Source organism: Xanthomonas campestris pv. campestris str. ATCC 33913 (assembly GCF_000007145.1).
Taxonomy (GTDB): Bacteria; Pseudomonadota; Gammaproteobacteria; order Xanthomonadales; family Xanthomonadaceae; genus Xanthomonas; species Xanthomonas campestris.
In genome coordinates, this window is the sequence record NC_003902.1 from 2,392,276 (window position 1) to 2,407,735 (window position 15,460).

Annotated in this window: 12 protein-coding genes and 1 other RNA gene; 7 read left to right on the plus strand and 6 right to left on the minus strand. The window is 65.0% G+C overall.

What is annotated here, in order from left to right:
* Window positions 1-167: 167 nt before the first annotated feature.
* The 3 genes from XCC_RS10525 to XCC_RS10535 all read right to left on the minus strand — a co-directional run bounded on the left by XCC_RS10525 (window position 168) and on the right by XCC_RS10535 (window position 5,019).
* The gene (locus tag XCC_RS10525; RefSeq protein ID WP_011037191.1) at window positions 168-2,132 is read right to left on the minus strand and encodes a beta-N-acetylhexosaminidase family protein; all 1,965 of its coding nucleotides are present in this window, start codon (window positions 2,130-2,132) and stop codon (window positions 168-170) included.
* A 712-nt stretch (window positions 2,133-2,844) separates the two neighbouring features.
* The gene (locus XCC_RS10530) at window positions 2,845-3,618 is read right to left on the minus strand and encodes a DUF4440 domain-containing protein (RefSeq protein WP_011037192.1); all 774 of its coding nucleotides are present in this window, start codon (window positions 3,616-3,618) and stop codon (window positions 2,845-2,847) included.
* Between the two features lie 129 nt (window positions 3,619-3,747).
* A complete protein-coding gene (locus XCC_RS10535) occupies window positions 3,748-5,019 on the minus strand; it encodes a GAF domain-containing sensor histidine kinase (protein ID WP_011037193.1) in 1,272 nt (423 codons plus the stop codon).
* Window positions 5,020-5,681: 662 nt separating this feature from the next.
* Between XCC_RS10535 and XCC_RS10540 the strand changes: the two genes are divergently transcribed.
* The 3 genes from XCC_RS10540 (at window position 5,682) to XCC_RS10550 (ending at window position 8,658) form a co-directional block, all read left to right on the plus strand.
* Window positions 5,682-6,098, plus strand: coding sequence for a DUF2231 domain-containing protein (locus XCC_RS10540; RefSeq protein ID WP_011037194.1), 417 nt, complete (start codon window positions 5,682-5,684; stop codon window positions 6,096-6,098).
* Window positions 6,095-7,405: a PQQ-dependent sugar dehydrogenase gene (locus XCC_RS10545; protein WP_011037195.1), complete on the plus strand. Its 1,311-nt coding sequence runs from the start codon at window positions 6,095-6,097 to the stop codon at window positions 7,403-7,405. The genes XCC_RS10540 and XCC_RS10545 overlap by 4 nt, the downstream gene beginning before the upstream one ends.
* A gap of 215 nt (window positions 7,406-7,620) precedes the next feature.
* A complete protein-coding gene (locus XCC_RS10550) occupies window positions 7,621-8,658 on the plus strand; it encodes a Gfo/Idh/MocA family protein (protein WP_011037196.1) in 1,038 nt (345 codons plus the stop codon).
* Window positions 8,659-8,724: 66 nt separating this feature from the next.
* Here the strand turns inward: XCC_RS10550 and XCC_RS10555 are convergent.
* Window positions 8,725-8,799, minus strand: a non-coding RNA gene (locus XCC_RS10555) — sX9 sRNA.
* Window positions 8,800-9,036: 237 nt separating this feature from the next.
* On the opposite strand from XCC_RS10555, the gene XCC_RS10560 reads away from it, so the two are divergent.
* Window positions 9,037-9,732 carry a thermonuclease family protein gene (locus XCC_RS10560; protein WP_011037197.1) on the plus strand — a complete coding sequence of 232 codons (696 nt, stop codon included), beginning with the start codon at window positions 9,037-9,039 and terminating at the stop codon, window positions 9,730-9,732.
* 107 nt (window positions 9,733-9,839) lie between these two features.
* Here XCC_RS10560 and XCC_RS10565 read toward each other — a convergent pair whose 3' ends face one another.
* The gene (locus tag XCC_RS10565) at window positions 9,840-11,930 is read right to left on the minus strand and encodes a M13 family metallopeptidase (RefSeq protein WP_011037198.1); all 2,091 of its coding nucleotides are present in this window, start codon (window positions 11,928-11,930) and stop codon (window positions 9,840-9,842) included.
* Window positions 11,931-12,132: 202 nt separating this feature from the next.
* Window positions 12,133-13,008, minus strand: a complete 876-nt coding sequence (locus XCC_RS10570) for an SDR family oxidoreductase (RefSeq protein WP_011037199.1) — start codon at window positions 13,006-13,008, stop codon at window positions 12,133-12,135.
* Window positions 13,009-13,318: 310 nt separating this feature from the next.
* On the opposite strand from XCC_RS10570, the gene XCC_RS10575 reads away from it, so the two are divergent.
* From XCC_RS10575 to XCC_RS10585, 3 genes are all read left to right on the plus strand, one after another.
* A complete protein-coding gene (locus XCC_RS10575) occupies window positions 13,319-13,750 on the plus strand; it encodes a DUF2946 family protein (RefSeq protein ID WP_011037200.1) in 432 nt (143 codons plus the stop codon).
* Between the two features lie 388 nt (window positions 13,751-14,138).
* On the plus strand, window positions 14,139-14,750 hold the full coding sequence (locus XCC_RS10580; RefSeq protein ID WP_228442175.1) for an SCO family protein: 612 nt from the start codon (window positions 14,139-14,141) through the stop codon (window positions 14,748-14,750).
* Between the two features lie 90 nt (window positions 14,751-14,840).
* Window positions 14,841-15,419 carry a copper chaperone PCu(A)C gene (locus XCC_RS10585; RefSeq protein ID WP_012438417.1) on the plus strand — a complete coding sequence of 193 codons (579 nt, stop codon included), beginning with the start codon at window positions 14,841-14,843 and terminating at the stop codon, window positions 15,417-15,419.
* The last annotated feature ends 41 nt before the right edge of the window (window positions 15,420-15,460 follow it).

Below are 15,460 nucleotides of genomic sequence, written 5' to 3' on the forward strand. Positions count from 1 at the left end.
GTTGACTGCGCGCCACGACAGGTAAAGCCGAACGGAAGGCCTTGGGCGTGCAGGTACCGATCAAGCAGCGGCACGGCGATCGCCCATCATGCGCAACACTGATGCAAGCACGATGGGCGCTGCCACCACCGCAGCGCATGCAACGCATGCAACGCACCAACTTGCGATTACTCCTGCGCAGTTGGCACGTACACCAAGCCAGGGGCGTCCTTGACGAAGCTGTCCAGCACGCCGTCTGCCACCTTCACCGGGCCGGCGAAACGGGTGGCGCCGGGGATGGACTGGATGGCGGCCGCCTGTTCGGCGAGTTGCTTGGCCGCATCGAACTGCTGGGTGGCTGCTTGCGAGTTGGCAGCGAGCGCAGCTGAGACGCCGTCGACACTGCGGCGCAATGACTGGCCCCACAACTGTGCTGCGGTGAGCCACGGGGCGGCCTCGCGGACGAAGGCCTGAGTGGTGCTGCCGGCGCGAATCTGCGCCGGCGCGGCCGCCAGTGCATCGGCGGCGCTGGCGAGTGCGTGCAGTGCCGGGGTGATCGCCGCCTGGTCGCCGCTGGCCAGCGCATCACGTGCGTCATCGACCAGTGCCTTGAGGCGCGGCGCCTGCGGTTGCCAGGGCAGGTGGCCGAAGGTCGGGGCGACGTGCTGGGTGTCGAAGAAGGTCAGCAAGGCCTGGGTCACCACCGGGTCGTTGCCGGCCAGATCGCGCGCCGCATAACGCCAGGTGCGCTGTGCGTCATAACCAACATCGTTCCAGGCGAAGGCGAGCAAGCCCGCCACCGCCGGCCGGCTGGCCACTTCCTGATTCATCGGGTTGGAGACGATGCCGCTCAGCTCCGCCGACAGCCCTGCCTGGCGGCGGTCGTAGGGGGCGAGTAGCAGGCGCCCGGTGGTTTCGGCGAAATCGTTGACCGGGTAGTTGTCCCACAGCAGCGTCTTGCGGCCGAAGGCCTTGGTCGCGTTGCGCGCGTCGGTTACCGAGATGGAGGCGGGCACCACGTCGGTACCGGTCCATTGAATGACCACGCGCGGATCCAGTGCCTTGTGCAGCGTGGTCTTGTACGGCGACACAGTGGCGTTGAAGTATTCGGTGGGCACCATGATCAGCGAGCCGTGGCCGGCCGCGGCGATATCTGCCTGCACGGCGTTGAGCAACTTAGCCTGCGCGGTGGCCGCGGCCTGTTCGCCAGACGGGCCGAAGGCGGCTTCGTCGGCCTTGCAGTTCCACTTGGTGTATTCGATATCGTCGAAGGCGACATAGAAACTGCGCACGCCGCGTTTGCGCAATGCGCTGAACTTGCGGCGGATGGCGTCCAGCTCGGCCGGATCGCTGTAGCAGACCGAAGGGCCCGGCGAGAGCGCGTAGACGAAGTTGATGTGCTCGCGATTGGCAACCTCCACCACCTTGCCCAGTGCCTTGAGCGTGGCCGCGGGGTAGGGCTCGCGCCAGCGCTCACGGGCGAACACGTCGTCCTTGGGGCTGTAGATATAGGTATTGGCCTTGAAGCGGGCGAGGAAGGCAAGGTGGTCCTCACGCTCGGCCATGCTCCAGGGCTTGCCGTAGAAGCCTTCGATCGAGCCGCGCACCGGCATGGCCGGCGCATCGGCGATGGCCACCGACGGCATCTGCCCGGCGGTCACCAATTGCCGAAAGGTCTGCGCCGCGTGGTACAGGCCATCGCTGTCCTTGCCGGCCAGCACGATGGTGACGCCGCTGCCGCTGGCGCGGCTGCCCAGTGCATAGGCTTCGTCACGCTCGGGCAGCGCAGCGCCGGTCTGTTCCAGTGCGCTGCGCACGCTGGCGGTCTCGCTCAGGCCCAGCACCACCTGCACGATGCCTGGCGCGCTGGCGGGTGTGGTGGCGACACGGATCTTGCGCACACCGGCGGTGGTAAGCACCTTGCGTACCAAGGCTTCGGAGGCCGCGTCGGTGCCTTTGGGGCGCACCAGCACGACCGACGTGCCCAAGCTCAGCTCCGGCCCGAGCAAGCGCAGCGATGTTGGCGCCGGAAACACCGCCGGCGCAGTCGCCGGCGTGGCGGACTCGGCAGCAGCGGCGCCCGGGAGCACGGCAGCGGCCAGCGCTGCGGCGGTCAGCACGGCTTCAATACGAAACGATCGGCGGTGTCGCATCAAAGATCTCCATGCCAAATTGGTATTTGATTTATCTTGGATGGTATCTACCAATGCAGGGCAAGTCGAGGCATGGCTTTAGTGGGGCGGCAACCACGCACGACCGGCGCGCGCGACGCTGCGCAGCCCTGCCGGCGCGCCCGGCCGGCCACCGCAACGCTTGGTGCGCTGGCCGGCATTAAACGATGCAGTTGACCGAATGCGGTCCTATGCTTCGCTCCCGCCCGGCGCCGTGTGCCGGTGCAGGTCCCCATGACGGGATGGGCGCGGCACGATGCTTGCCAGGGAAGAGCCACGATGGTTCGCGTAAAACCGATGTTTGTCTTGCTGCAGGCCCTGGGGTGGGCGCTGTTCCTGGCGATCGCATATGTGGCCCGGCCCAGCGAAGACAGCGTGCCGGAGTTGCTGCAGTTGGCCGGCGTGGTCGCGATGAGCATCTGCGGGCTGCTTGGCAGCCTGGCGTTGCGCCTCAGCGGCGGGCGCGGCCTGTGCAAGGCCGATCACGGTCGCGCTCAAGGTGGTGATCAACAGTGCTACCCGAACCATCATCAGATGCCTGCTACCTCAGTAGATGAGGGGCTAGACGTGCAGGGACGGGGCTCGAAGCGATCCATGACCTGCAGTCGCCGGGGCGGCCGAATGGTCGTGGTGAGGATGAGCGGAATGGGTGGGGTTGCCACTGCGCGGGGTGGCTGCACCGCCGCGGCTAGGGCTAGGGCTCGCGCACTGCACGGTCGCTGACCTCGCCGTGCTCGTAGGCAGCCAGCGCGACGATTGCGCCGGCGGCATCGGCTTCGAAGTCAAAGCGCAGGTCGCGTTCCATCGCGAAGAAGCGGGTGGTCGATTCTGGATACAAGGTGGCGACAAAGCTGCCGGCGGTGAGCCGCAGATGGTCCCCATCGGCCACGACCACGATGCTGCCGATGCGTGCGGACCGATACTGGCCGGCGTAGCGCGCCAGCGTCGCAGCGGGGAGGGTGAGGGTGCGCGCTGGCGGCATGTACGGTGCCGGGCCATGTGAGTAGCTGAGCACGCGATGCATGCGCCATTGCCCGCCATCGGCGATCCACACGGTAGTGAAGGATGCCTGGCCATCCAGCGACTCTGGCGCGCCGGCCCGCTGCACGTAAAAGCGATGCTGGCCGGATAACAGTGCAAAGCCGCCGCTGAGCGGGTGGAACGCCAGGCTGGTGTCGATCGCTTCGCGGCGCAACCGCATGTTGGGATCGGCGCAGGGGCCTTTGCGCAACGATTCGATCAACCCGTCGCGTGTCCGGGTCAGCCCGGTTCTGTCGTGATAGAACTCCACATCTGCGCTCAACAGCTTGCCGGCGGCAGGCAGGTCGCACGCGTTATACGCCTTCCAGAAAGCGGCATCGGCGGCGCGTACGGCCGCTTCTTCATCCTGCGTGGCGGCGGTGGCGACAGGTGCCAGGGCGACCAGCACGAAGGCCGCGAGCGTGGTCCGGACCGATCTCAGCGGCATGCGTCACTCCTGATGCGGGTGCATCGATCAGCGAGGCTAGGCCATCGCGCCTGCGCGACGCGCCGCCCGGAAGTCACCGTGCCGATCGGCGTGGGCGATGACGTTGCGCGTGTCAGTACAACGCAGGTGTTAGCCCTGCATCGCGCGCGGGCGTGCGTCGTCGCGGGCCAGCGCGTCTTCGTCGCCGGCATGCACGCTGTGCTGTGGCTGCGCCGGTGCGACCGGCATCTCGAAGGTAAAGGTGGTGCCGGCCAACAGGTCCGAGCTCACCGACAAGCGGCCCTCGTGCGCCTTGGCGATTTCCGCCGCGATATACAGCCCGAGCCCCAGACCTGGTTGCGGCGCGTCGTCGTCGTCGCGCGAGAACGGGCTGAACAACTTGGCGCGCTTTTCCGGCGCAATCACGCCGCCGTTGTGCACGCTCAGGTGCAGTATGCCGGCAGCCTGCCAGGCGCGCAGGGTGACCGGAATGCTGGGCGTGCCGTGCACGGCCGCATTGCTGAGCAGGTTGGCGAACAGCTGTGACAACCGCGGCGCGTCGCAGACGATCTCGCCGCCAATGTGGATGTCGGCATGCAGGTCGGTGCGGCCGGTGGCGGAGCAGACTTCCTGCACCACCTCCAGCAGTCGACGCTCCAGCGCATCTTCCACCCGCAAGGTGACCGGAATGCCGCCACCCAGGCGGCCGCGCGCGAAGTCGAGCACGTCATCCACCAGCCCGCCGATGCGGGTGAGGCTGGTGCGGATATGCCCAAGCAGCGACGCACCACGTGGCGATTGCGGCTCCAGCTGCAGCATTTCGGTGGCCATGCTGATCGACTGCAGCGGGCTGCGCAGATCGTGGCCCAGCACGGCGATGAACTGGTCGCGTAGCTCGCCTGCATCGTTGGCCGCAGACAGCGCCGTTGCCGCCTGCTGCAGCTTTTCTTCGGTTTCCAGCGAGTTGCCGATGAGCAGGGCGAAGAACTCCAGCGACTTCAGGATATGTGCTTCGTCGAAGTTGGCCGGTGCGGAATCGATCGCGCACAGCGTGCCGAAAAAGCCGCCATCGCGCCGGAAGATCGGCACCGACACATAGCTCTCCAGCCCGTACAACTTGGGCGTGTGGTGGTGCGCGTAGACAGGATGCTGGCTGGCATGGCTGAAGATGACCGGCTTGGGCGACAGCCGGATCTCGTGGCAGATGGTCGATTCCACTTCCAGCTGGCCGCCGGGCTTCAGGCCAAACCCCAGCGTGTCGTAGGTGGCGCAGGCCACCCAGCTGGTGTCAGTGACGCGGGCCACGGCGGTGAACCGCGAGCCGGTGATGTGGGCAACGGTTTCCAGGATCTGCGGCACGGCGGAGATTCTTTCGATCTCGGCGATGGCATTCAGCGCGGATGGAGCGGAGGAAGGGCGCATGGTGCGTCTCGCGGGCCGGAAGGGCGCAGAAGCGGGCTGATCAGTCCGCGCGGCGCAAAGTGGCGCCAGTCTAGTGCCAATTGCCTGCAAGCTGAGCAGTGGCAGGCAAACGAACAGAGCTGCCAGATGGACGGAGCAGGCGGCGGGGCCTGCGGCCGGGGCGTTGTGATGGCCTGGACTGCATTGCTTGCATCAAGAGGACAGAGCGATCCAGACAGTGGGTGCTGGATCACGATGCCCGGCATCGGCGGACCGCATTCGTCGCTGAGATGGGGAATCGGGAATCGAGAGTGGGGAATGGGTAGGGGCAGGAGCACAGCAGGCGACTTCGATCAGCAAGTCGGTTCGGCAGCCCAGTCTGTTCAACAACGCATGGTGGTTGCGTGCGCTTGGTGCTTTCAGATGATGCCGATGCCGATGACGAACATGTCGAGCGCCGTCTTGTGCATCGGTGGCGTCGTTGTTCCTGTGGGCATGCACCAAGGACTATTGCCTGGCGCGTCGCGTGCGCGCACCGGCAACGCGCGTACACACATGACCAACCGCCTGACGCGTGCGATCACGCGACGACGCGCGCCGCTGCATCCGCAAACATCACAAGCCTTAGCACACCGCAGTGGCAGCATCGGCGCATTCCAAACACCGTTATAGAGGAGCCCGCCATGCAGTCGATTGCTGTCCCGCCACGAACATGGGCCATCCACCCGTTTCATGCAGCCGTGCTGGGGGGCGTGTTGCCGCTGTTCCTGGGCGCGTTGCTGAGCGACTACGCGTACTGGAGCAGCTACCAGATTCAGTGGAGCAACTTCGCCTCCTGGCTGCTGGTCGGCGCGATGGTATTCACCAGCATCGCCTTGCTCTGCGGCATCGTCGGGCTCGTGCGCGGTAGCCGGCATGTGCTGTATGTCGTTGCGTTGGTGGCCACCTGGGTGATCGGTTTCTGGAACGCGTTGCATCATGCGCGCGACGCCTGGGCGATCATGCCGATGGCACTGGTGTTGTCGGTCATCGTCACGCTGTTGGCGCTGCTGGCCACCTGGGCGGGCTTCGCCAGTCTGCGCACCGGAGGTGCACGATGAGCCGCCGTCCATTCGCTGTGTTGGCGGTGTCCGCATTGGCCACTGCACTGGCCGCCTGCGGCCAGGCACCGGATGCCAAGCAGCACGGCGCTGCGCCGGAGTTGCCGTCACCGTACCGTGGCTTGATGCCCGACATGTTGATTGCCAAACCCGCCGCATGGAACGACCGCCGTCCCACCGTGCCGGCTGGCTACAGCGTGTCTGCAATTGCGACCGGCCTGGGCATTCCGCGCCAGACCCTGGTGCTGCCCAATGGCGACATCCTGGTGGCCGAAGGACGCGGCGGCGGTGCGCCCAATCTCAAGCCCAAGGACGTGATCGCCGGCAAGATCAAGGCCAAAGGCACCAGTTCGGTAAAGAGCGGCAACCGGCTGACGTTGTTGCGCGACGCCGACGGCGACGGCACCTACGAACTCAAGACCGTGTTTGCCGACAAGCTCAATGCGCCCTACGGGTTGGCGCTGATCGGCAACGCCTTGTACGTAGCCAACCAGGACGCGCTGGTGCGCTTCGATTACAGCGAAGGCCAGACCAAGGCCAGCGGCGCGCCAACGGTGGTGACCGAGCTGCCGTCTGCCATCAACCATCACTGGACCAAGGCGCTCACCGCCAGCGCCGACGGGCGCTATCTGTATGTCGCCATCGGCTCCAACAGCAACATCACCGAACGCGGCATGCCCGCCGAAGTCGATCGCGCACGCATCTGGCGGGTGGATGCCGCCACCGGCGCACATAAGGCCTATGCCACCGGCCTGCGCAACCCCACCGCGCTGGCGATCCAGCCGGGGAGCGGCGCGCTGTGGGCCGTGGTCAACGAGCGCGACGAGATCGGTCCGAATCTGGTGCCCGATTATCTGACCTCCGTGCGCGAAGGTGGCTTCTATGGCTGGCCTTACAGCTATTGGGGCAAGAATGTGGATACGCGCGTGATGCCGCAGGATCCGCAAAAAGTGGCCTCCGCCATTGCACCGGATTACGCATTGGGCTCGCATGTGGCTGCACTCGGCGTTGCGTTCTCGTCGGCGGCCATGGGCGAAAAATTCGCAGACGGTGTCTTCGTTGGCGAGCACGGCAGCTGGAACCGCGATCCGCCGGCGGGCTACAAGGTGGTGTTCGTGCCGTTCCGCGACGGCCGCCCGGCAGGCGACCCGATCGACTTCGTCTCCGGTTTCCACGGCGACGACGGGCTGACCCGTGGCCGCCCGGTCGGCGTCACCGTGGATCCGCGTGGCGCGCTGATCGTGGCCGACGATCTGGCCAACACCATCTGGCGTGTGACTCCGGCTGCGAAGCCGGCCGCTCCCTGATCGGCATTCAACGGCGTTGAATCGGTGTGCCCGCTTCGAAGGAGGCGGGCACACGGCCGATGCGCGTTGGCATGGTCGGTGTGTGGAGTAGGCGTGCTGTTCGAAAAACGCGCTGGCATGGCATGAGGTGTCGTGGCCAACGTTCGAACGAGGCACACGCACGATGATGGAACGGCGCTTTGTTACCATCGCGCCAGTCATAGAAAGGGCCATGCATGCCATCGCTGACATTTCCCGAACCCGCGCTATTTGTTGCCAACCAGGGCGAGCCATCGCTGCGCTGGGGCATTCTGGGCCCCGGCGTCATCGCCACAGCTTTCGTCAAGGCCATGCGCGGCCATACCCGGCAACAGCCGTTCGCGGTGGCCTCGCGCTCGCGGGCACGTGCGGAGGCGTTTGCACAGGCCTGGTCCATCCCGCGAGCGTACGACAGTTACCAGGCACTGGTGGACGCCCCCCAGGTCGACATCGTCTACATCGCCACGCCGCACAGCGAACATCTGGCGCAGGGCTTGCTCGCATTGCGCGCTGGCAAGCATGTGCTGATCGAAAAACCCATCACCACCTGCGCGGCGGACGCACGTGTGCTGGTGCAGGAAGCCCGCGCACGTGGGTTGTTTCTGATGGAGGCGATGTGGAGCCGTTACCTGCCGCATGCGCTGGTGCTCAGGGCCCTGTCCGAGAGCGGCGCGCTTGGCAGCGTGCGCCACGTCTTTGCGGACCTGAGTCAGTTGGGGCCCAGCGATCCTGCGCATCGGCAGCGCAATCCGGCGCTGGGTGGCGGCGCCTTGCTCGACCTGGGTGTGTACACCGTGCAGCTGTCGTCGATGCTGCTCGGCACACCGACGGCCATCACCGCAACCGGCGCACTCACTGACACCGGCGTGGATGCATTTTCCACATTGGTGCTCTCGCACCGCCAACACGCGCAGTCCACCTTGATCAGCTCGATCGTTGGCCGCAGTACGTCCACGGCTTACGTGAGCGGCACCGAGGCGCGCGTCGACCTGGGCGCCTCGTTCCACAATCCCACCACGCTGCAGCTGGCAGGCAACAGCGATGCCACTGCCGCAGCGCTGTGGCAGGACCCGACCGGCATCCGCGGCTATGACGGGCTCTGCTGGCAAGCGACCGCTGCCGCGCGTTTCATCGGCGAAGGTCGCACCGAATCGCCGCTGCATCCACTCGACGAAGTGGTGCAGATCATGACCACACTGGACACCGCACGCGCGCAGCTGGGCATGCGCAGTTAGGGGCGCAGCAGCAACGTGCGTGCACAGTGCCCATATCGCCGCCGGGTTGGGCGCACCATTTAGAGCGGCTAACAAAACGTAGCGAGCAGTCGTCAGGTGGGTGCGGATGGCGCGGAGGAACCGGAATGTACGTGGGTACATGCCGATTCCGAGCACCGGCCGCGCCCGCCTGGCGGCTGCGCAGTCGTTTTGATAGCTGCTCTTAACACCGCACTGCCAATCCCTGCCGGTAACCGCTAAAGTGCCTGCCCCAAGGCAGGGCAGACGGTGGTGTCTGCCCTGGTGTCGAGCCCGATGGATTGCTCGACGTCACACGCAACCGCAACGTTGCACCAAGGCCAGCGCGCACGGATGTCCTGCGCTGCCTGATGTAGAAGGATGTTGTTGTTGATGTGGTTCAGAGCTTGGTTGTGCGTTATTGGTGTGCTCACCGTTTCACCCGCCTTGGCGGCAGACCTGATCGGTCGCGCCACCGTCACCGATGGCGATACCCTCACCGTGGCGCAGCAGCGCATTCGTCTGTGGGGGATCGACGCGCCGGAGAGCGCGCAGCAATGCACCGCCCGCAATGGCCAGGCATGGCCGTGCGGCCGGCGCGCCGCAGCTGCACTGGACGCATACGTGCAGGACAAGACGGTACGCTGCCAGCCCAAGGATACAGATCGCTACGGGCGCATCGTGGCCGAGTGCTTCGTGCAAGGCCAGTCGATCAACGCGTGGATGGTGCGTTCGGGCTGGGCCGTGGCGTATCGGCAATATGCCACGGCATTTGTCGCTGACGAAGCCATTGCCCGCCAGCAGGCGAGCCAGCTGTGGAGCGGCAGCTTCCAGACCCCATCGGAGTACCGGCGCGCCAAACGCAGTGCGTCTGCCAAGCCTGCGGCAGGCACGTCCGCACCGAGCAATGCCCGCTGCACCATCAAGGGCAATGTCTCGGCGAAGGGCGCCAAGATCTTCCATTTGCCCGGACAGCGCGACTACGCAAAGACACGCATCGCCCCGGCCCATGGCGAGCGGATGTTCTGCAGCGTCAGGGAAGCACTGGATGCGGGCTGGCGCCCGGCGCAGCGTTGATCTGCAGCGCATTCGCCGATCAAAACCCGTAGGCGCGTATAGCGCTGCACGGGCCCGCCAATGCAGCGAACCCGTGTCTGCGTCCTCCCGCAGGCGCAGGTATGGTCTTACCAGATCACGACGCGGTCCTGTTCCGATCGGACCATCGCGTCGCCCGGCTTGCATCCAAACGCGGTGGCGAACTGCGGCATATTCGACGGCGATGCATTCGTGCGGACCGCGTAGGGCGCATGACCATCCGAGCTGAGCAAGCTGAGCTGCTTCTCCTCGCGCATGGTGCCGCGCCACAGTCTTGCCCAGCCGAGGAAGAACCGCTGTTGCGGCGTAAATCCATCGATATCCGCACCACGCTTTGGATGCCGCTGTAGATTGGCCTGCAACGCATCGAACGCAATATTGATGCCACCGAGGTCGGCAATGTTCTCTCCCAGCGTCAGTTCGCCGTTGACGTGCACGTCCGGCTTGTTCGGCAGCGGGGTGTAGGCGTTGAACTGGGTGACCAGCTTGCTGGCGCGCGCAGTGAAGGCGGCCCGATCGGCCGGTGCCCACCAGTTGACGTTGGTGCCAACCGCATTGAACTTGCTGCCTTGATCGTCGAAGCCGTGGGTCGCCTCGTGTCCCATCACGGCACCAATGGCGCCGTAATTCAGCGCGTCGTCCGCGGTCACATCAAAGAAGGGAGGACGCAAGACCGCCGCCGGGAAATTGATGCTGTTGTCCAGCGAAAAATAGAACGCGTTGACGGTTTGCGGCGTGGTGAACCACGCGGTCCGGTCCGCTGGCTTGCCGACCTTGGCAAGCTCATAGCGATAGTTGAACGCCGCGGCTGTTTCCACATTGCGTAAATAGGCGTCGCGCTCGAAGTGCAGGCCCGACCAGCTGCGCCAGTGATCCGGGTAGCCAACCTTGACGACGAATCCTGCCCATTTCTTCAATGCAGCGGACTTGGTCTCCGCTGTCATCCAGTCTGCCTGCTGGATCCGCAGCTTGAGTGCCTGGCGGATGTTTTCGATCAGCTCTGTTGCGCGCTGCTTGGCTTCGGGGGTGAACATCTTTGCCACATACAGCTGGCCAAGACCCTCGCCGATGGCTTCATTGGTCGCAAACAGCACGCGCTTCCAGCGCGGCCGCTGCGCCTGCTGCCCGTCCATGGTCTTGTAGCGGAACGCGAAGCGGTTATCGACAAACGGCTTGCTCAGGGCGAACGCCGCATCGTCAATCGCACGAAAGCGTAAATAGGCCTGCCATTGCGAGACGGGCAAGGTCTTCAACAAGTGATCGAAGCCTGCAAAGAAGCGCGGCTGCGAGAGGGAGAAACGCTGATCCGTGCTCAACCCCTGCGCGGCCAGATACGCCTTCCACGAGAAATGCGGCGTCACTGCGTCGGCCTGTGCAACGCTGACCAGATGGTATTGGGTCTTTGGGTCGCGCGCTTCGACCGGACTCAGCGATGCCGCTGCGAGCGCCGTTTCAACCTGCAAGACCTGCTTGGCCTGCACTGTTGCAGCCTCGGGCGTCGCGCCGGCCAGGACGAAGGACTGGGTGATGTAATCCAGATACGCTTTGCGAATGTCGGCATAGCGCGAGTCGGTGTAATACGCCTTCGATGGCAGCGTCATGCCGTTCTCTTCGGCATAAGCGATCACCTTCGACGCATCCTGGAAATCCGGGTAGGCGCCGAACTTGAAGACCAGCCCGGCACCTTGGGTATTGCGTGCAGCAATGAAATTGGCAACGTCCTGCGGCGTTTTCAGCGCTTCAATCTGCGCGAGCCGCGGGCGAATGGGTGCATCGCCCAGGCGCTGGATCGTGGCTTCGTCCATACCGGACGCGTAGAACGTGCCCACCAGTTGCTCAACGGAACCCTCCACAGGTTTCGATCGGCCCAGCGCCTCCACGATCTCGCGCTGGGCAGCATCGCTTTCGTCCTGCAGCGTTGGGTAGCTGCCGACTTCCGTTTCGTCGGGAGGAATGGTTGTCTTGGCAAGCCACTTGGAATTGACGAAGCCGTTGAGGTCCTGGCAGGCGCTGATGGTGGGCTGCAGTTCCTGCGGGTCAAACGCTGCGCGCTGTGGAGCGTGTTGCGGTGCGGCTGCCGGTGTTGCGGTTGGGCCTGGCGCTGTGGCCGGATCGCGCTTGCAGGCGCTCAGCGCCATCACGGTGGCAACGGCGAGCAATGTGCTCCTGGAAAGAGTCATGGCGCCATCGCAGGGGAGGAGGGAGCCGCAATGTACAGGCTTGCCTTGCACCCCGGGGGCTTGAGTGAAGAATGTTGAGCATTGCGTAGGTTTCGGATTCACGTCCGCTGGGTCACTACGAGCCCGTGATGGGCTACGCGGCATGTTGCCAACTGCGGTAACACAGCCACGTACGGGCGCTGCGTCCGCATGCAGGCCGTTGTCAGCTGGGTGTTGCAGCCGATGCCGAAACGTCACGCAACCACTGCGCCACCGAGCGCGGGCTCAGCCCAAGCAAGTGCTGGGCACTGCTGGCCGGATCGATGGTGTTTGCCGAAGCCTGCCAGAGCGCCTGATAGAAACCGGCGATCCCCGCGGCAGCCGGCCCCAGCATCGGCTCGAGAAGTTTGCCGAAGTCAGCCGGTAATACAGCGCGGAAAGCCACGCTGCGCTGCAGCTGCTTCGCCATGCCGGCCGCGAGATCGCTCCCGAGCAGGCCGGGGAGGTGACCCACGCCAACCACACCGCGTAAATCCGGCATCTCGAACAACCGCACAACTACCTCGGCAACATCCAGATGCGAACTCCAGGAGACCGCGAAATCCTCACGAATCGGGTAGCCGAGAACGCCCTCGGCACGCGCGCCGCCAATCACCATGGGCAGCAGCAGGTTCTCCAGGAACAGCCGCGGCGCCACTATCGCGGTGGAGACGCCAGTGGCCTGCACACCTTCGATCAGCAGGGTGATTGCCGCACTTGCCGGCGCCTGCAGCGCGTTGCCGGGGGCATCAACGATGCTGCCGCTGGTGGAGATCACCACCCGTGCCGGCCTGGCCGCAGCGATCGCTGCGACGATGGCATTCGCCTGTGCAAGGCGCGCCTCTTCCGGGGCGACCGGCAAATGGATAAAGACACCCTTCGCGCCGCGATACGCCTCGGTGAGCGACTGCACGGAGGTGTTGTCGACCCGGATGGCGGCCGTGCCTGCATGCGCATCGGGGGCGCGCACTGCTGCAACGGCATGCTTTCCGGCAGCCAGCAGCTGTGTGAGGACCGGGGCGCCCTGAGCGCCGGTGGCACCGTGGATGATGTAGGTCATTGCATGCTCCTGTGTGAGCGGTTGGAGGGATGGCGCCGGAGCATGGGAGGCGTCCATCGGTTACTTCAACTGCACTAATGGAAACTGGCTGAATGCTTCGCGCATCGTGCAGAGGCGCTGCATGTCGAAGCGATGCAGGCGGCTGTGCTGCCATCTGTCAACGCAGCACTGGTCCACGGCGCCCCCTCATTACCCTGCAACGCGCCGACACTGAGCTGGGCTGGCGCTGCGACAATGCGTCGCAGCCCGGCCGCTGTTTTTTCATTACACTTCGCCGGTGTCCACGCCACTTCCCCCTTTGCGCCGATTGATGCAGCACCTGGCCTGCCTGGCCGTGGTGTTGTTGGTGTGCGCGCCGTTGGTGAGCCGAACACTCAATGGCGCACAGCGTTTTCTGGATGCGCCGCTGTGCCAGAGCCAACCCGATCAGGCTGGCAATGCCACGCGCTCGGTGCTGTTGCTTGCCAAGATCGCTGGCGGTGAAAGTCCGGCGAGCATCAACAGTGCAGCACCGGATGCCTGGCCGGGCAGCATGCACCACGAAGATCATGGAGCAGCGCATGGAGCATTGGCCTGCGATTACTGCGTGCTCTCGGCAAGGCTATTGCCGTGGTTGTTGGTCGTCTTGCTGGTGTTCCCGTTACTGCGCGCGGCCGTTCCCGGCGAAGGAACCGTAGCGCCTGGGTCCTTGAAGGCGCGATGGCGCGCGCATACGCCACGTGGGCCACCGCTGCAGGCCTGAATACGCTGAGTGAGTGTGTCAGCGCTGGGCGTTGCCCACGGCTGGCTGCGTTTTACGTGCTTTGGAGCGTTTCGTATGTCGTATTTTTCTCTGCCGCCACCTGCGGCGGCAACGCCCTGCGTTGTCTTGGTGACCTTGCTCCCAACCTTGGCGCTGGTCACCGAGGCAGATATCAGGCGTGTGTCCCAGCGCAGCGCCAACCCGCGCCAGTCACCGAGCGCGCGCGCCAACCAACCGCGGTGCCCAGGCAAAGCATGCGAATCCGACAACGCGATCGAACCGGATGCCGCCTAGGGCGTCGCATTCGGCAACCTATCCACGCGCTCACCCTCAGGGTCAGCGTACGCAGGGCGGCGATGCCGTCTGCAGACAACGAAAGGAGTTACACATGCGGGGTGTTGTAAGCCAGCTGAAACGGCTGGGAATACGGGGCATCGTGCTGGGCATGGCGTGTGCCATCGCTGGGTGCGGACAATGGGCGAGCTCGTTCTCACCCACCGGCACGGACCTCAGCAGCATGGGGCGGGGCGTGGACTTCTATCTGAAAGATACCGAAGGCACTCCACGGCCATTGCGCAGCTTTCGCGGCAAGGTGTTGGTGCTGTTCTTCGGCTTCACCAATTGCCCGGATGTCTGCCCGACTACCCTGGCGCGTGCCGCGCAAGTGAAACGCGCGTTGGGCGCAGATGCGGCGCAGGTGCAATTCGCCTTTGCCACGCTGGATCCGCAACGCGATGTTCCCAACGTGCTGCGCACCTACGTCAAAGCCTTCGATCCTGACTTCATCGGCCTCACCGGCAGCGAAGGGGAGATTCGGGTGGCGGCAGATAATCTGAAAGTGGTGTATGCCAAGGTGCCGATGGGCAAGACCTATACCATCGACCATTCCACCCGCAGTTTTGTGTTCGATCGCGAAGGCAAATTATGCGTTGGCCTCACCCATGAGCAGACGGTTGAAACCGTTGCCGCCGATATTCGCCAGGTGCTGGCACTGCAGTAAGTGGCGCCATCGTGCGACACCGCTCCATCCCATCCCGTGCCGGCACACACGCCGCCACGCATCGCCACACGACGTAGACGGAGAACACCGATGAGCACACGTTTATTACTGCTGGTTGCGATCAGTGCATTGACGCTGGCCGCCTGCAAGGGCACGCAAGCACCGGATGCTGCACAGTCGCCGGCAACCCCAGCTGCCACCGCCGATGCGCCGGCACCTGCGTCAGCCCCGGCAACGGCCCCCACCTCCGCCGCTGCATCGGTGGTGGCAGAAAACGCCTGGTCGCGCGCAACGCCGCCTGGCGCGCCGGTGGCTGGCGGCTACGTCACCTTGCGCAATCAATCCAGCACGCCGGACCGGCTGGTCGCGGTGGAGTCGCCGGCCAGCGCGCAAGTGGAGTTGCATGACATGCGCATGGACGGTGGCGTCATGAAGATGCGGCGCCTCGATGACGGGCTGGCGCTGCCACCGGGCGAAACGGTCGTGCTCGGGCCAGGTGGCACCCACCTGATGTTCATCGGGCCGCATGCGCCGTTCGAAGTCGGCAAGCCGGTCATGGCGACCCTCGTCTTTGAACATGCGCCACGGGTGGAACTGCAGTTCGATGTGCGTGCAATGGGCGCTGCGGCGCCGGACGACGATCACCACCATGCCGGACACATGCAGTGATGCCGGGCTGCTGCGTGTGCCGCGGCGCGATCGGCAGCACC

Coding starts and splice junctions, on each gene's coding strand:
- XCC_RS10525 (WP_011037191.1), bottom strand. CDS start 2,132: ATGCGACACCGCCGATCGTTTCGTATTGAAGCCGTGCTGACCGCCGCA.
- XCC_RS10530 (WP_011037192.1), bottom strand. CDS start 3,618: ATGCCGCTGAGATCGGTCCGGACCACGCTCGCGGCCTTCGTGCTGGTC.
- XCC_RS10535 (WP_011037193.1), bottom strand. CDS start 5,019: ATGCGCCCTTCCTCCGCTCCATCCGCGCTGAATGCCATCGCCGAGATC.
- XCC_RS10540 (WP_011037194.1), top strand. CDS start 5,682: ATGCAGTCGATTGCTGTCCCGCCACGAACATGGGCCATCCACCCGTTT.
- XCC_RS10545 (WP_011037195.1), top strand. CDS start 6,095: ATGAGCCGCCGTCCATTCGCTGTGTTGGCGGTGTCCGCATTGGCCACT.
- XCC_RS10550 (WP_011037196.1), top strand. CDS start 7,621: ATGCCATCGCTGACATTTCCCGAACCCGCGCTATTTGTTGCCAACCAG.
- XCC_RS10560 (WP_011037197.1), top strand. CDS start 9,037: ATGTTGTTGTTGATGTGGTTCAGAGCTTGGTTGTGCGTTATTGGTGTG.
- XCC_RS10565 (WP_011037198.1), bottom strand. CDS start 11,930: ATGACTCTTTCCAGGAGCACATTGCTCGCCGTTGCCACCGTGATGGCG.
- XCC_RS10570 (WP_011037199.1), bottom strand. CDS start 13,008: ATGACCTACATCATCCACGGTGCCACCGGCGCTCAGGGCGCCCCGGTC.
- XCC_RS10575 (WP_011037200.1), top strand. CDS start 13,319: ATGCAGCACCTGGCCTGCCTGGCCGTGGTGTTGTTGGTGTGCGCGCCG.
- XCC_RS10580 (WP_228442175.1), top strand. CDS start 14,139: ATGCGGGGTGTTGTAAGCCAGCTGAAACGGCTGGGAATACGGGGCATC.
- XCC_RS10585 (WP_012438417.1), top strand. CDS start 14,841: ATGAGCACACGTTTATTACTGCTGGTTGCGATCAGTGCATTGACGCTG.